The organism is Aeromonas sp. FDAARGOS 1416, assembly GCF_019048085.1.
Lineage (GTDB): Bacteria > Pseudomonadota > Gammaproteobacteria > Enterobacterales > Aeromonadaceae > Aeromonas > Aeromonas veronii.
The window spans coordinates 142,825-158,417 of the sequence record NZ_CP077301.1; the positions used below are offsets into that span (position 1 = coordinate 142,825).

Here is a 15,593-nt window from a genome sequence, read left to right on the forward strand (position 1 = left end):
GCGGGATCAGGCTGCTTCCGACTTCTCGCGGATGAGTTTGTCTACTACCCCCGGATCCGCCAGGGTGGAGATATCCCCCAAGCTGTCGGTCTCGCCGGTGGCGATCTTGCGCAGAATTCGCCGCATGATCTTGCCGGAACGGGTCTTCGGCAGCCCCTCCGCCCAGTGAATGACATCTGGCGTGGCGATGGCGCCAATCTCCTTGCGCACCCACTCCTTTACCTCTTTGTGCAGCTCGCGGCTCGGCTCTTCCCCGGCGATCAGGGTGACATAGGCATAGATGCCCTGACCCTTGATCTCGTGAGGAACCCCCACCACCGCGGCTTCGGCGATCTTGGGATGGGCCACCAGCGCCGATTCAATTTCGGCGGTACCCATGCGGTGGCCGGAGACGTTCAGTACATCATCCACCCGACCGGTGATCCAGTAGTAGCCGTCCTCGTCGCGACGGGCACCGTCGCCGGTGAAGTAGCGGCCCGGGAAGGTGGAGAAGTAGGTCTGCTCGAAGCGCTCGTGATCGCCGAATACGGTGCGCATCTGACCCGGCCAGGAGTCGGTGATCACCAGATTGCCCTCGGTGGCACCTTCCAGCGGTTCGCCCATGTTGTCGACCAGTGCAGGTTGCACCCCGAAGAAGGGACGAGTCGCCGAGCCCGGTTTCAGGTCGGTGACGCCGGGCAGCGGCGTAATCAGGATGCCGCCGGTCTCGGTTTGCCACCAGGTGTCGACAATGGGGCAGCGCTCATCGCCAATGGTGCGGTAGTACCACTCCCAGGCTTCCGGGTTGATGGGTTCACCCACCGAACCCATGATGCGCAGGCTCTGGCGTGACGTGCCGGTGACCGCTTCGTTACCTTTGGCCATCAGGGCGCGGATGGCGGTAGGGGCGGTATAGAGGATGGTGACCTGGTGCTTGTCCACCACCTGACTCATGCGGTTGGTGGCAGGGTAGTTGGGCACCCCTTCGAACATGATGGTGGTGGCACCGTTGGCAAGCGGCCCGTATACCAGATAGGAGTGACCAGTGACCCAGCCCACATCGGCGGTACACCAGTAGATATCCTCTTCGTGGTAGTCGAACACATATTTGAAGGTGAGGGTGGCATAGACCAGATAGCCGCCGGTGGTGTGCAGCACCCCCTTGGGTTTGCCGGTGGAGCCGGAGGTATAGAGGATAAAAAGCGGATCTTCGGCGTTCATCGCCTCGGGCGGGCAGTCGCTGCTGACGGTGGCGGTCGCTTCATGCCACCAGATGTCGCGGTGATTGTGCCAGGCGACATTGCCGCCGGTGCGCTTGAGGACGATCACCTTGTTGACCTGGGTTTCCGGGTTGGTGAGCGCTTCATCCACATTTTTCTTGAGTGGCACCGGACGGCCGCCACGCAGCCCCTCGTCGGCGGTGATGACGATGCGCGAGCCCGAGTCGATGATGCGGCCAGCCAGCGCTTCCGGCGAGAAGCCGCCGAAGACGATGCTGTGTACCGCGCCGATGCGGGTACAGGCCAACATGGCGATGGCGGCTTCGGGCACCATGGGCATATAGAGGCAGACCACGTCGCCGCGGTGAACCCCTTGTGCTTTCAATACGTTGGCAAACTTGCACACTTCGGTGTGCAACTCGCGGTAGGTGAGTTTGCGATCTTCGGCAGGGTTGTCCCCTTCCCAGATGATGGCGACCTTGTCACCTCGTTCGGCGAGATGGCGATCGAGACAGTTGGCCGAGACGTTGAGCTGGCCATCTTCAAACCATTTGATGGAGACATGGCCCGGATCGTAGGAGGTGTTCTTGACCTTGGTATAGGGTTTCATCCAGTCGAGAATTTTTCCCTGCTCTCCCCAGAAGGTATCGGGATCCTCGACGGAGGCCTGATACATGGCGGCGTAGTCGCCCTTGTCGAGCAGTGCATTGCTGCTGATGTGGGGTTTGACCGGGTAGACCTTGCTCTCGCTCATCACTCACTCCTTTGAATACATACTTTTAATAATTAAGTAACAACTTATACCTTTGGCTGATGGGGGCAATTAGACTTTTGGATAGACAGCAACATTTGGTTACAGGGTTATGGGTGACACTCACGCAGTGAGTCGGTAAAAAGGAGGACTTCGATGGATGGAGGTAGTTATGTTCTCTCTATTGCTCTGTGCATCCCTGTGGCAGTTTGATACGACTGTTCTTGCAGACAAACCTCCCAAAGAGTTTGCGATTACACACCAGGAGCCTTCACAGACTGTGCGGGAGCGGGTTGCTGATCAGCTTGGTCATGCATGGCAGGACAAAAAGTCGGGAACCAAGTTTTCCCTCAGTGAGCCAGGATCCCGTTACTCTGGCGACTCACCGCTCACTCGCATGGCCAATGACCGGGATAATGGTGGTGTTCCTACCCTGACGTTTGGAAAGTAGTTTGATTGGCCGTTTGTTTCCTTGGTATCGCTAATGTTGAACGTTTTGGCAATCCAAGCGTTCGTGCATCTGTTCTACATGCAGTGGTTTGCTGAACAGATAACCCTGTCCTTCGCCGCAGTTGAGTGACTGCAAAAAGGCGTGTTGTGCCTTGGTTTCAATCCCTTCGGCGGTGACCTCCATATCCAGACTGTCGGCCAGATTGATGATGGTGCGGCAGAGCTCCCGACTGTTCTTGTCTTCCGGTAATGCCTGCACAAACGCCCGGTCGATCTTGATGCGATCGATCGGCAGGGTCTTGAGCAGACTCAGTGACGAGAAGCCGGTACCAAAGTCATCGATGGCAATCTGTACGCCGAGATTTTTCAGGCGGGTAAAGAGATCCAGACTCTGTTCGACCCGCTGGATGATGCTCTCAGTCACCTCGATCTCCAGCCGTTCTGGCGGAAATCCTGTCTCGGCCAGAATAGCGGCGACTCGTTCAACGTAGCCCGGGGAGCGCATCTCCCGCACCGACACATTGACCGACAAGCGAGGCACCGGCAGTCCGGCGGCCAGCCAGTTTTGTCCCTGCTCGCAGGCGTTGCGCATCACCCACTCCCCAATTTTCTCGATCAGGCCGCACTCCTCTGCTACCGGAATAAAACGGGTCGGCGCTATCATTCCCTCATTCGGATGCTGCCAGCGCAGCAGGGCCTCCAGTCCACTCAGGTGGCCGTTGGCCAGATTGGTCATGGGTTGATAGAAGATGCAGAGCTGTTCGAGCTCCAGGGCCTTGAGCAGACCCTGCTCAATCTGCATCCGCTCGCGGGCTCGAGCCGCCATGCAGGGGGTATAGAACTGGAATCCGTTGCGCCCCTGACTTTTCGCCTCGTACATGGCGCTGTCGGCGGCGCTGACCAGGGTTTCCGGGGTGTCTGCATGATCGGGATAGATGGCGATACCGATACTTGCCGAGATCGCCACCAGCTCATGGGCCAGCTCAACAGGTTCACGCAACACGGTCAGCAGGGTATTGGCCAGGGTTGCCAGCTCGTCAGGCTCCTCCAGATAGGGGATCAGCACCAGAAACTCGTCTCCCCCGAGGCGGGTCGCCAGATCGTTGTGTTGCAGGCAGCCGCGGATCCGCTCTGCCAGCCGCTTGAGCAGCTCATCGCCAACTCCGTGGCCCAGGCTGTCGTTGATCAGCTTGAAGCCATCCAGATCGATAAAAAGCAGCCCCAACCGTTTGCGATTGAGCTGCGCGGTTTTCAGCTCAAGGGCCAGCCGCTCCTGCAACAGATGACGATTGCCCAGCTCGGTCAGGGGATCGTGATAGGCAAGGTGATTCAGCTCGGCCTCCACCTTGCGAATGGCGCTGATGTCGGAGAGGGCGATCACATAGTGAGTAGTGTTGTTGAAGTTGTCATAGACAGCGCTGATCTGCTGCCAGGAGGAGAAGTAGCTGCCATCCTTGCGCAGACAAACCATCTCGCCATGCCAGGCGTTGTTGCCGGGGCGCAGGTGATACCAGGGATAGTCGAGGTCGGTGTAGCGCCTGGGATGCATGATGATATCCGGGGTGCGGCCTATCACCTCCTCGGCATTGTATTGGGTCAGCATGGTGAAGGCCGGGTTGACCGACAGAATATGGTGCTCGCTGTCGAGGATGATGATCCCCTCGGCCGTGGTATCGAATACCACGTTGGCCTGATGGAGTCGCTCCTCCTGACGGCGGCGGGCGGTAGCATTGTGAATGACCCCCATAACCCGGTGGCCGACCGACTCGGTGGCGGGCACATGGTCGGCATGAATATCGACCCAGTGCCGCTCTTTGAGGGGGGTGAGGTAGCTCAGGGTGAGATGGATGGGGTCATGGCTTTGCAGGGCTGCTTTGAGCTGGCTGCCGGATTCCGGTTCAAAACAGTCGACGAACGCTTGCAGCCCGCCGTGGAACTGGTTGGCCTCAATGCCCAGCAGCGGCTCAATTTGGCCGTCGAACAGTAATCTGTCCTCCGCCACGTGCCACTCCCACACCCCGATTTGGGCCGCTCGCATTGCCAGTTGCAGCCGTTGTTCGGTTTCGTACTGCTCGGTGATGTCCCGCACGATGGCGAGGATGCCGTTCAGCTCTCCCTTCTCATCACGCATCGGGCTGTAGGTGGCCTGAAAGCGGCGGGAGCTGCTGTCGTACGCCGCGGTTTGGCCCGTGATGGCGATATCCACGTAGGGCATGCCGCTGCGCATGATCTGCTGAAACATGGGCTCCAGAGTCGGTGCCAGCTTGGGAACCACCTCTCTGAGGTGTTTGCCCTGATGCTCCTCGATGCTTTTGCCATTGATGTCGGCCAGCACCTGATTGACTTTACGGTAGCGAAATTCGCAGTCAAAGACGCCGATGCCCAGAGGGGCATTATCCATCAGCTGTTCCAGGACGGTGTGATCTGACAGTTGGGTCAACATTGCCTCGGTGTCGGCGTTGAAAAGCTTCCCATCCATGATGACCTCGGCATTGATTGTTTTATCACTTGCATCAGTTGTCAGTATGGCACGAACTGTTTGGCCGGGAGTCAAGCGGAGTTATCTGGTTGTTTTGACGGCAAGAATAGGCAGAAAAACCTGATAAAAAGGATGGAAAAAGGGGGCGAGTGGTTATCCCTTCTGGCGACCAAACGCCTGAATTCCGCGCACAAATACCAGCCAGCCGAGCAGATGGAAGGGGAGGGCGAGCAGATAGAGCAGCAGGAAGTGCGACTCGCTGCCACTGCTGTTGATGAAGTCGATCCAGGCGGCCAGCAGCGCCAGCATGCCGGCAATCTGGAAGCGGCGGCGCAACACCACCTCGACGCCGAGATTGGCAAGGTAGAGGGTGAGCAGGATGCCGGCAAAGCCGGTGAGCTGGGCGGTGCCGTAGAGCTCGCGATCAGGGTTGAACAGCAGCGCGATCAGGGGCGTAATGCCCTGATCCAGCGGGATCAGGGCCAGCAGCCAGCATGCAATCAGAAGCAGGGCTGTCTTCATCGCGGCCTCAGTCGGCAGACGGTGCCGGTTTGACCAGAGAGAGGTAGTTGGCATCCATCTTGAGGAAGACCCCCAGCAGACGGGCACTGGCGCCGTAGAAGCCAAATCGGTCGGCGGCGCGACAGGCGCTTTCGAACTTGTCAAACCAGCCCAGCAGATGACCGTGCAGCAGTGCTTCCTGCTCGTCGAGCCAGCGTTCCCGCTCGGCTGCGCTCTTGGCTTCCGCCGCGCGGATGATGAGATTGCCCATCAGATCCAGCTCGATGGCCAGATGGTCGGCAGGCTCTTTGTATTTGTCGCTGACATTGATACCAAGGCGATCGAGGCGGGCCTGCATCTCGGCCATCGGGGCCTGCATCAGCAGCTTGGCCTCACCACGATAGAGCGATTCGTAGGGCAGGGCGCCCTGTTTGGGATCCACCAGAAACAGGCCGGCGAAGTCGGCAGCGAGTTCGAGTTGGCGATCCGGGCGCACCAGCAGGCGGGCGATGGCCTCGTTGAGCTCGGCCACGGCTTCGCGCATCGGATCCAGGGTGGAGAGGCTTTTCAGGAAGCTTCGCACATCATAGGTGTCATATTCGGCGATCTGCTCATCACTGAGTTCGGCGGCGAACAGGGTGGAGAACCACCAGTAGAGTTCGGCCCGGCGTTCGCTGGTAGCCATAAATTCCTGCATTTTTCCTCCGTGGATGGCAATCGGGAGCCTTGATGGCTCCCGATTCTAACGACTTTAAAAATAAAGGAAACTCAAGGGGGCGCTTTCGTCCCCCTGGGGTCAGAGTGCCGGGAACATGGGGTCGATGCCCTTGGCCGATTCCGGCGCGCCGAAGGCAGTGACGGCGGGCGCCTGTCCGCGGAACTTCTCGATCTCCACCAGCGCGGTATGGGCCGTGGTGGCCTGCGCCAGGCTGGAGGAGCCGATGTCGGCGGTCAGCACGTTGGGATCGCCGTAGGTACAGAGCGTACCCACCTTGCCGCCCTCTTGCGGGCCATACCAGGCTCCTTCCTGAATGCGCACCACGCCGGGGGCGTAGTCATCGCTCACCACCAGACCAGCCAATACCTGGCCGCGGCCGTTGAACACCCGTACCAGATCGCCGTCCTTGAGGCCACGGGATTTGGCATCTTGCGGATTCATATAGACAGGTTCGCGACCCTGCACCGCGTAGGTGGCGCGGTAGTTGTCGGAGGAGCAGAGCTGGCTGTGCAGCCGCTTGTCCGGGTGGCAGGATTGCAGGTGCAGCGGGTACTGTTTGCTGCCCGGCCCGCCGTGAGAGCGCTCGTAGGGTTCAATCCAGACCGGGTGGCCCGGGCAATCCCCATAGCCGTAGTCGGCGATGGTCTTGGAGTAGATCTCGATAAGGCCAGACGGGGTACCGAGGGGTTCCAGATCCGGCTCCTGACGGAACGACTCGTGGCGCACCCAGGGTTGGCCCGCCGGGAAGGTGACGAAGCCTTCGCCGTGCCAGAACTGGCTGAAACGGGGCAGACGAATGCCGATGCCGCGGCCCTGCAGGCGGGCGTCGTCATAGATGCTCTGGATCCACTCCAGCTTGCTCTTGCCACCGGTGAACTCGGCCTCACGACCGAAGCGACGGCAGAGATCGGCGAAGATGTCGTAGTCATCGCGCGCCTCGAACAGCGGCTCCACTACCTTGTACATGGCCAGAATGCCCGCGTTGGAGTGGGAGCCCCACTGCTCGATATCATCCCGCTCATAGGTGGTGGTGGCGGGCAGCACGATATCGGCGAAGCGGCAGCTGGCGGTCCACTGGTGATCGATGCTGACCACGGTTTCCAGCTTGCGCCAGGCCGCGACCATCTTGTTGCGATCCTGCTGGTGGTGGAACGGGTTGTTGCCGCAGAACACCGCCATCTTCATGTGGGGGTAGGTGATGGTCTGGCCGTTGAAGGCGATCTGCTTGCCCGGATTGAGGATGCAGTCGACGAAACGGGCCACCGGAATGAATTTGGAGTAGCCCTTCCAGTCGCCATCATGGAGCGGCTTGACCCCGGGAATGACCGAGCTGAAACCTGACATGATGGGGCCGCTGGAGGTGATGGTGCCCGCCCCGTTGTAGTGCCAGCCAAAGCCGTAACCGCCCCCCGGCAGGCCGATCTGGCCAATCATCGAGGCCAGAACCACCAGCATCCAGGCGTACTGTTCGCCGTGGTGCATGCGTTGCACGCACCAGCCGCCGATAAGCTGGGTACGGCCGCTGCTCATGGCGCGGGCCAGCTCGCGGATAGTCTCGGCAGGGACGCCACAGATGGCGGCGGCCCACTCGGCATCCTTCACCTGACCATCGCTGGTGCCCAGCAGGTAGGGCAGGAACTTGTCAAAACCGGTGGTGTAGTTCTTCAGGAACGCTTCGTCGTGGCGCTTCTCGCTGTAGAGGGTGTGGGCGATGCCCAGCATCAGCGGTACGTCGGTCTGCGGATTCAGGGTCACCTGATCGCAATTGAGGTACTTTTGGGTCTTGGATTTGACCGGATCGACACTGATCACCCGGATCTCGCCCTTGGCTACCTTCTCTTTCAGCTGTGCCCAGTAGTCGTAGACGCTGTGATCCGGCACCAGCCAGCCCACCTGCAGGTTTTTGATGGGATCGGAGCCCCAGATGACGATGGTCTTGCTGTGTTCCAGCACCAGCGGCCAGGAGGTCTGCTGCTCATACACCTCCATGGCGCCCGCCACGTGGGGCAGGATCACCTGGGCGGCACCTGTGGAGTAGTCACCGGCCTTGGCCAGATAGGTGCCGTGCAGGTTCATGGCACGCCCCAGCATGGCGCCAGCGGAATGCAGCTTGCCCACCGACTGCCAGCCAGAGTGACCGGCATAGAGGGCGCTCGGACCATAGGTTTTCTGTACCCGCTCCAGCTCGTGATAGAAAAAATCGAGCGCCTGGGACCAGGTGACCCGCACGAAGCGGTTTTGGCCGCGTTCGCTGGTGTCGGACTGGTGGCCCTTGCGCAGCCAGTCCAGCCGCACCATGGGGTAGCGGATGCGGGAGGGGTTGTAGACCACCTCACTCAAGGCCTTGAGCATGTCGGTGGGGTGCTTGTCATGCTCGAACGGCAGGGTCTCGACCCAGCGCCCATCGACCACCCGGGCACGGAAGGCGCCCCAGTGGGAGCCGGACTGCACCAGTTTTTCGCCAGACTCGGCGGCCATCACGGCACGACCGAGCAGGGAGGGGCCGATCAGGGCAGAGGCACCGCTGGCCAGCAAGCCACCCAGAAAACCACGACGGGAAATATTGATCATCTTGTTATTCCTCTTTCGAATCCGGACTTAGTGGCTGCCCTGACCACCGGTATCGGCGGCATGGTTTTGCAGGTATTTGAGCAGGGTGCGCTCCTCTTCCTTGCTCAGGCGATAGTAGGCAGACATCGCCTTGAGTCCCGAAATCCAGCCGTTGGCAGTGAAGTGGGCGGGATCCGGCGCGCCGTGGCAGGAGTTGCAGGTGGATTTGTACATCTCGCCGGCGTAATCCCAGATCGGTTTGAGCGATGATTCAAAGCCCTTGCCATCGACCCAGGCCTGCACCTGAACCTGTTCCCACTTGATATGGGTGGCGCTGTCGGTCTCCTGTTTGAGCACTTTCTCGCTCGCTTTCAGTTCGTCACGGATGGTGGCGACGAAGACCCGCTTGCCCATGTATTCGCTCAGCACCCGGCCCTTGCCATCGCTCTCGCGCCACCCTTCGATGGTCACCTTGAGGCGATCGCCGCTGCGGTCCACCACGTCGATGCGGGAGGCGGGCAGCAGTTTGCCGACCGGGTCGCTGCTCTGTTCGCTGGCATAGAGATCTTTTTCACCCAGGTTGTAGAGGGTCTCGGCGGCTGGCGCCTCTTGCGTGTCGTTGACCAGGGTGGCGTAAGTGGCCCGGAAGCCGCCCGCCATGTTGGGCAGTTCGTGGGCGATGCCCTTGTGGCACTCGATACAGTTCATGTTCTTCGCCGCCGCATCTTTCATCGCCAGCGCAGCCGCCGGGGACTGCTTGGCGTGATCCATGTTGTCGTAGCTGTGGCAGGACTTGCAGGTCTTGGAGTTCTGGCTGCTCATCCGTGCCCACACCTTCTCGGCCAGATGCAGACGCCGGTCCTCGAACTTCTCCTGGGTGTCGATGCTGTGGCCTATGTACTCCTGATAGAGGTCGTTGGCCGCCTCCATCTTGCGGGCCACCTTGCCGACAAAGTCCTTCGGCTGGTGACAGTCGGTACAGACCGCCTGCACCCCTGAGGCATTCTTGAAGTGGATGGACTCCTTGTACTCCGGATAGACGGTGTCTTTCATGGAGTGGCAGGAGATACAGAATTCGAGGCTGCTGGTTTTCTCAAAGCCGTAGTGCAGGCCGACGGTGCCCGCGAGGGTGACGCCGACGCCCACCAGAAGCAGCGCCAGTACCGACCAGCGACGGCTGGGGGTGCGCAGGAAGTGCCACAGTTTTTTCATCATGCTCTCTCACATCACTTTTTTGATGGGAGCCATGATAGGGAGGCGTTGTGAACAGGGCTGCCGCCACAAATTAATGAAATAGGGGTATTTATGACAAAATGTGAATAGAATAATCCTCCCTTGTCGACCATCGTGAACCCTGCCCATGAGCTACCACATTCTGGTTGTTGAAGATGATGCGGTTACCCGCGAGAAGCTGACCGGCTATTTCGAGCGGGAGGGCTATCGGGTGACGGCGGTCGAAAATGGCCAGGAGATGCGCGCCGTGCTGGCGGAGCAGACGGTCGATCTGGTGATGCTGGATATCAATCTGCCGGGGGAAGATGGTCTGCTGCTGACCCGTGAATTGCGGGCGCGCAGTACGGTGGGGATCATTCTGGTCACCGGCCGCAGCGATGCTGTGGACCGGATTGTCGGCCTCGAGATGGGGGCCGACGACTATGTCACCAAGCCGTTCGAGCTACGGGAGTTGCTGGTGCGGGTCAAGAATCTGCTGTGGCGGATCTCGCTGGCGGCCGCCGCGCCGAGCGAGCCTGCGGTGGCTGACGATGCGGTGCGCTTTGGCCCCTGGCGTTTTGATATTCCCCGCCGCCAGCTCAGCAAGGACGGAGTGCCGGTGCGTCTGACCAAGGCCGAATATGAAGTGCTGGTGGCCTTTGTCGCCCATCCCGGGCGGGTGCTCAGTCGGGAGCGGATCCTGACCCTCATCAGCCATCGCGGCGATGGCCCGAGCGATCGCACCATAGACGTGTTGATCCGGCGGCTGCGCGGCAAGATGGAAGCGGATCCGCGGGATCCCCAGCTGTTTGTCACCGTCCATGGTGAAGGCTATCTGTTTGCCGGTGAGATAGCCTCCTGAGCCCGTTGCGGTGGCCTTGACCTGTTTGACCGGGTATCAGACCGGCGGGCGGGTATCAAATTGCGGGCAGTCGTCGCCAATCTGGTGCCAGGGCGCCTTGGAGCCGACAAAGATGTGAAACGCGGGCCGCTGGCTCGGCACATCGTCCAGTACCCCGAGGCGCAGGTTGATCTTGCCGCTGCTGCTCTTCTGGCTGAACAGGCTGGAGCCGCAGTGACGACAGAAGGCCAGGGTGGTCTCTGCCGATTTCCGGTAGCGGCCGATGGCCTCTTCCCCCTTCACTATGGTGACCTTGTTGCCATCCAGTCCGCCGACCGAGGCGTAATCTCCCCCTGAAAACTTGCGGCATTCGCTGCAGTGGCAGTTCCCCATATAGTCGAACTGATCCGGCAGGGTCAGGGCGACGGCGCCGCACAGGCAGCTGGCATGTAACTCTTTCATCTCTTCTCCTTGAGTGTGCTAATCGGATTTGGAACGGCTATTCGACCCGATAGACGGGGCGAAAAGCGCCATCCGAGAGGGAATCTGCGGGGTCGGCCAGCGGTGCAGACAGCGTCAGAATGGGTGGCCCCATCACCCGAGGGCACTGCTCGGCATTGGCATCAGGGTGTTGCAGCAGGCAGAGCGCCTGAGCGACCGCAAGGCGCCCCTGCAGCCGCATCTGATCGCTGTTGGCGGCCAGGATCTTGCCCCGGCGCAGGCCCCGCTGTACCCCGTGGCTGAAGTAGGTGCTCAGCACCTGGGGCCTGTCGAGATGGCGCTGCGCCAGCTCGTTGACCGCCACTTCGGCGGCGATGGCGCCCCCCACCAGATAGTCGAGGTCGGGATAGCGGGCCAGCGTCTGCTGCACCAGCGTGCGCTGGATTTCCCGGCTGTTGTCACCACGCTCGGTGGTGACCAGCTTGATGGCGCTCCCCTTGATGGCATCGGCAAAGCCCGGCTCGACGAAGTTGTTGCCGCCGCTTGCCTGCGGGCCGGGGAAGAGGGCGACCGAGACCGGCTTGCTGCCGGCGGGGTGACGCTGCGCCAGCCAGTGGCCAATCTGCCAGCCCATCTGGTACCAGGAGACCCCCACCTTCGCCTGCACCAGACCGCTGGGCAGATCGTTGACCAGCCCAAAGACCGGCAACGGCGTGACCTTGATGGCCTCGCGCAAGCCCTGATAGCTCACCGCGCCGAGCAAGATGGCGTCGCTCCCTTCCTGCAGGCAGCGCTGCAACTGCTGGCGCTGCTCGGCGAGGGCGCCGTAACCCCCTGCTTCGTGGATCTGCAACTTGACTCCCAGCCGCTTCGCTTCGTCTACCATGCCCTGATTGACCGAAAGCCAGTAGGCGTCGCGCAGATGGGGGTAGAGGGCACAGAGGGTCAGGGGTTTGGTTGCGGCAGCGGGTTCCTGCCACTGCTGGCGCACCGGCTGGCCGCTGAATTCGCCGGCGGGCCAGATATCGACCGCAAAGGCGAGGGCGGCGCGGGGAAGCATTAGCAACCAGATCAGCAACAACGGGGAGAGATAGACGCTTCGCATGGTCAGGGGTTTTGTTAAAGTGTTGGGCCATATTATCCGGTCAAAGCCGACCACAACCAAGGGACTTCCCGTGAGAATCTTTTCCGGCCTGGGTGGCAAGTTGCTGCTGGCCTTCTCCCTGATGGCGTTGTTGACCCTGAGTGCCTCCCTGCTGGGCTGGGTGGGGCTTAGCCATCTGCGCCAGCTGGAGCAAGGGGTGCAGCAGACTCTGGCCGATCAGGAGCTGGCCCGCACGCTCTCTCGCCTCAGCGGCGAGATCCAGAGCACGTCGCGGCTGCTGGCCACCGCAACCAGTGAGCAGGAGCGGGAACATCAGGGACGCTTGCTCACTCTGCAGGGGCAACAATTGCAGCAGGTGCTGGCGCAACTTGGCCGTGGGCAGGGTTCAACAAGCCTCGATCAGCTCAGTCAGAGCATCATCGGCAATCTGGGTCAGCAGGGCTGGCTGGTGGGGGAGCGGTTGACCCTGATGGCACAGGGGGAGGCGCAGCGGGCCCGTCTGGTGGCGGCAGCCGGGCAAATTGCCGAGCTGGCGCGCAGCCAGATGGAGAACGCCGAAACCGTGATGGTGGCGGGATTGGGTTCCCTCTACCAACAGCAAGGTGAGCAGGCGGCCCGGACGCTGGATCGCTTGCTGGAGCAAGATCTCGACTGGCTGGAGCAGATGACCGAGCTGCGCCATCGCACCCTGATGCAGCAGCAGCGCATCGAGGAGATGTGGCGCAGCGAACGGCAGGAACAGTTGCAAACGCTATTGCAAGAGGGGCAGCGGGAGCTGGCCATCTTGCAACTGCGGGCCGGGGCGGTGACCGATCCGGCCCGCCGGCAGGCGGTGGAGCAGGCGCTGACCGTGCTGGCGCAAAGCGACAAGCTGGTGCAACTGCGCAGTGACTGGCTCGGCAAGGGGGAGGCGCTGCGGGTGCTGGCCAATGCCAATGAAGCTCTGATGAACAGTCTCAACCAGCAGGTCGGAGAGCTGGTCAGCCGTGCCCGCGATTCGCTGGGGCAGAGCCAGCAGGCGCTAAGCCAGCGTCTCAGGCTGCTGGAGCAGGCGTTGATGGCCATTGGCCTGCTCACCCTGCTACTGCTGATGCTGCTGATGTGGCGCATGGTCTATGGCCGGATCGTCTGGCCGCTGCAACGGGCGGTGGCGGGGATGAGCCGGTTGGCGCGCGGGGATCTGGCCCCCCTTGAGCCGATCGCCAGTACCGGGCGCGACGAGCTGGCTGAGTTGGGCCGAGCTTTACAGGTGTTTCGTGACAATGCGGTTGAGCTGGGCCGTTATCAGCGCGAGCTGGAGTCGCGGGTCGAGGAGCGCACTGGCCAGCTCAGCCACGCCAACGAGCGGCTCAATGAGGAGGTGGAGAAGCAGCGGCAGGCCCGCGCTGAGGCCGAACAGGCCAACCGCGCCAAGTCGGTGTTTCTCGCCACCATGAGCCACGAGATCCGCACCCCCATGAACGGCATTCTCGGGGGCCTGACGCTGCTGGAAGATACTCACCTCAGCGATACCCAGCAGCGCTATCTGGCCGCCATCGAGCACAGTGGCGAATCCCTGCTGGAGATCCTCAACGACATTCTCGACTACTCCAAGATCGAGGCGGGCCATGTGGAGGCGCGCCGCGAACCCTTCCCCCTGTTCCAGCTGGTGGATGAGCTGAGCGCGTTGTTCCGGCCAAAGGCTGCGGCCAAGGGGGTCACCCTGGCGCTGGAATATGCGCCCGGGCTGGCGCCTGTGGTCGAGGGGGATCTGGGCAAGCTGCGGCAGGTACTCGGCAACTTGCTCGGCAATGCGGTCAAGTTTACCGCCCGTGGCCAGATTACCCTGACGGTGGCGCCTCTTGCCTGCCAAGGCCCTTGCGCCGAGCCCTGCATCCGCTTCGTGGTGCGCGATACCGGCCCCGGCATTCCGGCCGATGAGCAGGAGGCGGTGTTCGAGGCGTTTCGCCAGCGTAAGCGTGATATAGGCCATCAGGGCGGCACCGGGCTGGGACTGGCGATCAGCCGCAAGCTGGTGGCCGCCATGGGGGGCGAGCTGAACCTTGCCAGCGAACCGGGCCAGGGGTGTGAATTCAGCTTCAGCCTGCCCTTGCAACGCTCGAGTGCTCAATTGCCCGCCGAGGCGCAACCGCTGCATCTTGGCCAGTCCCGCGACATCCTGCTGGTGGAGGATAACGAGATCAACCGGCTGGTGGCGCACGGCATGCTGACCCGCCTCGGCCATCGCGTCACCCTGGCGGAGGATGGTCGCAGCGCGCTGGCGCTGGTGACCGAGCGCCCCTTCGAGCTGGCGCTGCTCGATATCAATCTGCCCGATATGGACGGCATGACCCTGCGCGAGGATCTGGCCGCCATCAGTGAGGAGATGCATGAACGGTCGCTGCCCGCCATCGCCATCTCGGCCCAGATGTATCCGGAGGATATCCGCCACTGCCTTGCCGCCGGGTTTGTCGATTTTGTCGGCAAGCCGGTGCGGCTGGCGGTGCTGGCGAACGCCATAGGTCAATTATTTCGGCAAGAAGGAGCCTCTATCGAGCCGCAGGTGCAGTTATCAGTAGCCGCGCCCCCAACTAACCAGCCCGAGTGGACCAATCCGGTGCTGGACGCCGATCTGCCCCTGCTCGGTATGGCGCGGATCCGCCAGCTGGTCGCGCTGTTTGAGTCGCAAGGGCGGGTGTTGGTAGATAAGTTGGCTCAGGGTGAGGGAAGTGAGCAACGTCAGCTGGCGCACAAGCTAAAGGGGAGTGCGCTGGCGCTGGGGTTGACCGAATTTGCCAGCCACTGTGCGGCTCTTGAGGCGGGGGGCTGTAAGGCTGCGGCAATCGGGGCGCAATTTGACGCGGCGGTGAGCGGGTTGCAGCAGTGGCTGGTGGCAAACAGGGATGCGCCGTTCTGATCCCTGCTGGCGATGTACGGCGTTTAGGGAGGGTGGCCAGCCCCTGCGCCGTTATTCGATCTCGCGAAACAACACCTGCTTGCACCTGGCACAGACCCATTCCCGGCGAAAATCGGTCAGGTGCACCATGCCCACCTCCAGCAACTCGTGGTGGCCGCAGTGATAACAGAAGATGATGTCGCCATCGACTGATTCAGGGTGGGCCGCCAGATATTCGGCTTTGGTGGGGAGTTGATCCCACGAGGTGGTGGGGAGATGTTTGCGTTGGCTGGTGTAGTAGACCCAGTAGAACAGAAAAAAGACAGCCAGGATCACGAATGTCAGCAGATGGTCCATCTTGAACTCCTCCGGTTAGGTGCAGCCCCTCGGATGCATGGCTGCAATCAGCTCCATCATCATTAAATTTGTTTCGAATGAATATGTTACAGGATGGATAAAGAGGGCGTTGTG

At 61.3% G+C, this 15,593-nt stretch carries 11 protein-coding genes; 2 read left to right on the plus strand and 9 right to left on the minus strand.

The window, feature by feature from the left end:
• Positions 1-6 precede the first annotated feature (6 nt).
• The 6 genes from acs to torC form a co-directional block, all read right to left on the minus strand.
• Positions 7-1,953, minus strand: a complete 1,947-nt coding sequence (gene acs, locus I6L46_RS00690; RefSeq protein WP_216977113.1) for an acetate--CoA ligase — start codon at positions 1,951-1,953, stop codon at positions 7-9.
• Between the two features lie 478 nt (positions 1,954-2,431).
• The gene (locus I6L46_RS00695; protein WP_254203167.1) at positions 2,432-4,843 is read right to left on the minus strand and encodes an EAL domain-containing protein; all 2,412 of its coding nucleotides are present in this window, start codon (positions 4,841-4,843) and stop codon (positions 2,432-2,434) included.
• Positions 4,844-5,032: 189 nt separating this feature from the next.
• A complete protein-coding gene (locus I6L46_RS00700) occupies positions 5,033-5,401 on the minus strand; it encodes a hypothetical protein (protein WP_042080620.1) in 369 nt (122 codons plus the stop codon).
• A gap of 7 nt (positions 5,402-5,408) precedes the next feature.
• A complete protein-coding gene (gene torD / locus I6L46_RS00705; protein ID WP_021230390.1) occupies positions 5,409-6,077 on the minus strand; it encodes a molecular chaperone TorD in 669 nt (222 codons plus the stop codon).
• Positions 6,078-6,176: 99 nt separating this feature from the next.
• On the minus strand, positions 6,177-8,669 hold the full coding sequence (gene torA, locus I6L46_RS00710) for a trimethylamine-N-oxide reductase TorA (RefSeq protein WP_216977117.1): 2,493 nt from the start codon (positions 8,667-8,669) through the stop codon (positions 6,177-6,179).
• A gap of 27 nt (positions 8,670-8,696) precedes the next feature.
• Positions 8,697-9,863, minus strand: a complete 1,167-nt coding sequence (torC, locus tag I6L46_RS00715; RefSeq protein WP_110303391.1) for a pentaheme c-type cytochrome TorC — start codon at positions 9,861-9,863, stop codon at positions 8,697-8,699.
• A gap of 145 nt (positions 9,864-10,008) precedes the next feature.
• On the opposite strand from torC, the gene torR reads away from it, so the two are divergent.
• Positions 10,009-10,722 carry a two-component system response regulator TorR gene (gene torR / locus I6L46_RS00720; RefSeq protein WP_216977119.1) on the plus strand — a complete coding sequence of 238 codons (714 nt, stop codon included), beginning with the start codon at positions 10,009-10,011 and terminating at the stop codon, positions 10,720-10,722.
• A gap of 36 nt (positions 10,723-10,758) precedes the next feature.
• On the opposite strand, the gene I6L46_RS00725 is transcribed toward torR, so the two are convergent.
• Together I6L46_RS00725 and torT are read right to left on the minus strand one after the other, a co-directional pair.
• Entirely contained in the window at positions 10,759-11,163 is a 405-nt protein-coding gene (locus I6L46_RS00725) for a GFA family protein (RefSeq protein ID WP_005338893.1), read from the minus strand.
• A 37-nt stretch (positions 11,164-11,200) separates the two neighbouring features.
• Positions 11,201-12,247: a TMAO reductase system periplasmic protein TorT gene (gene torT / locus I6L46_RS00730; protein ID WP_216977122.1), complete on the minus strand. Its 1,047-nt coding sequence runs from the start codon at positions 12,245-12,247 to the stop codon at positions 11,201-11,203.
• Positions 12,248-12,317: 70 nt separating this feature from the next.
• On the opposite strand from torT, the gene torS reads away from it, so the two are divergent.
• Complete coding sequence (torS, locus tag I6L46_RS00735; protein ID WP_216977123.1) at positions 12,318-15,143, plus strand: TMAO reductase system sensor histidine kinase/response regulator TorS; 2,826 nt, start codon at positions 12,318-12,320, stop codon at positions 15,141-15,143.
• A gap of 51 nt (positions 15,144-15,194) precedes the next feature.
• On the opposite strand, the gene I6L46_RS00740 is transcribed toward torS, so the two are convergent.
• The gene (locus tag I6L46_RS00740; RefSeq protein WP_216977125.1) at positions 15,195-15,479 is read right to left on the minus strand and encodes a hypothetical protein; all 285 of its coding nucleotides are present in this window, start codon (positions 15,477-15,479) and stop codon (positions 15,195-15,197) included.
• Positions 15,480-15,593: the final 114 nt, after the last annotated feature.

What these genes read in the sequence shown, in the direction of transcription:
- acs (WP_216977113.1), bottom strand. Translation starts at nt 1,953, where the DNA reads ATGAGCGAGAGCAAGGTCTACCCGGTCAAACCCCACATCAGCAGCAAT.
- I6L46_RS00700 (WP_042080620.1), bottom strand. Translation starts at nt 5,401, where the DNA reads ATGAAGACAGCCCTGCTTCTGATTGCATGCTGGCTGCTGGCCCTGATC.
- torA (WP_216977117.1), bottom strand. Translation starts at nt 8,669, where the DNA reads ATGATCAATATTTCCCGTCGTGGTTTTCTGGGTGGCTTGCTGGCCAGC.
- torC (WP_110303391.1), bottom strand. Translation starts at nt 9,863, where the DNA reads ATGATGAAAAAACTGTGGCACTTCCTGCGCACCCCCAGCCGTCGCTGG.
- I6L46_RS00740 (WP_216977125.1), bottom strand. Translation starts at nt 15,479, where the DNA reads ATGGACCATCTGCTGACATTCGTGATCCTGGCTGTCTTTTTTCTGTTC.
- I6L46_RS00695 (WP_254203167.1), bottom strand. Translation starts at nt 4,843, where the DNA reads ATGTTGACCCAACTGTCAGATCACACCGTCCTGGAACAGCTGATGGAT.
- torT (WP_216977122.1), bottom strand. Translation starts at nt 12,247, where the DNA reads ATGCGAAGCGTCTATCTCTCCCCGTTGTTGCTGATCTGGTTGCTAATG.
- torR (WP_216977119.1), top strand. Translation starts at nt 10,009, where the DNA reads ATGAGCTACCACATTCTGGTTGTTGAAGATGATGCGGTTACCCGCGAG.
- I6L46_RS00725 (WP_005338893.1), bottom strand. Translation starts at nt 11,163, where the DNA reads ATGAAAGAGTTACATGCCAGCTGCCTGTGCGGCGCCGTCGCCCTGACC.
- torD (WP_021230390.1), bottom strand. Translation starts at nt 6,077, where the DNA reads ATGCAGGAATTTATGGCTACCAGCGAACGCCGGGCCGAACTCTACTGG.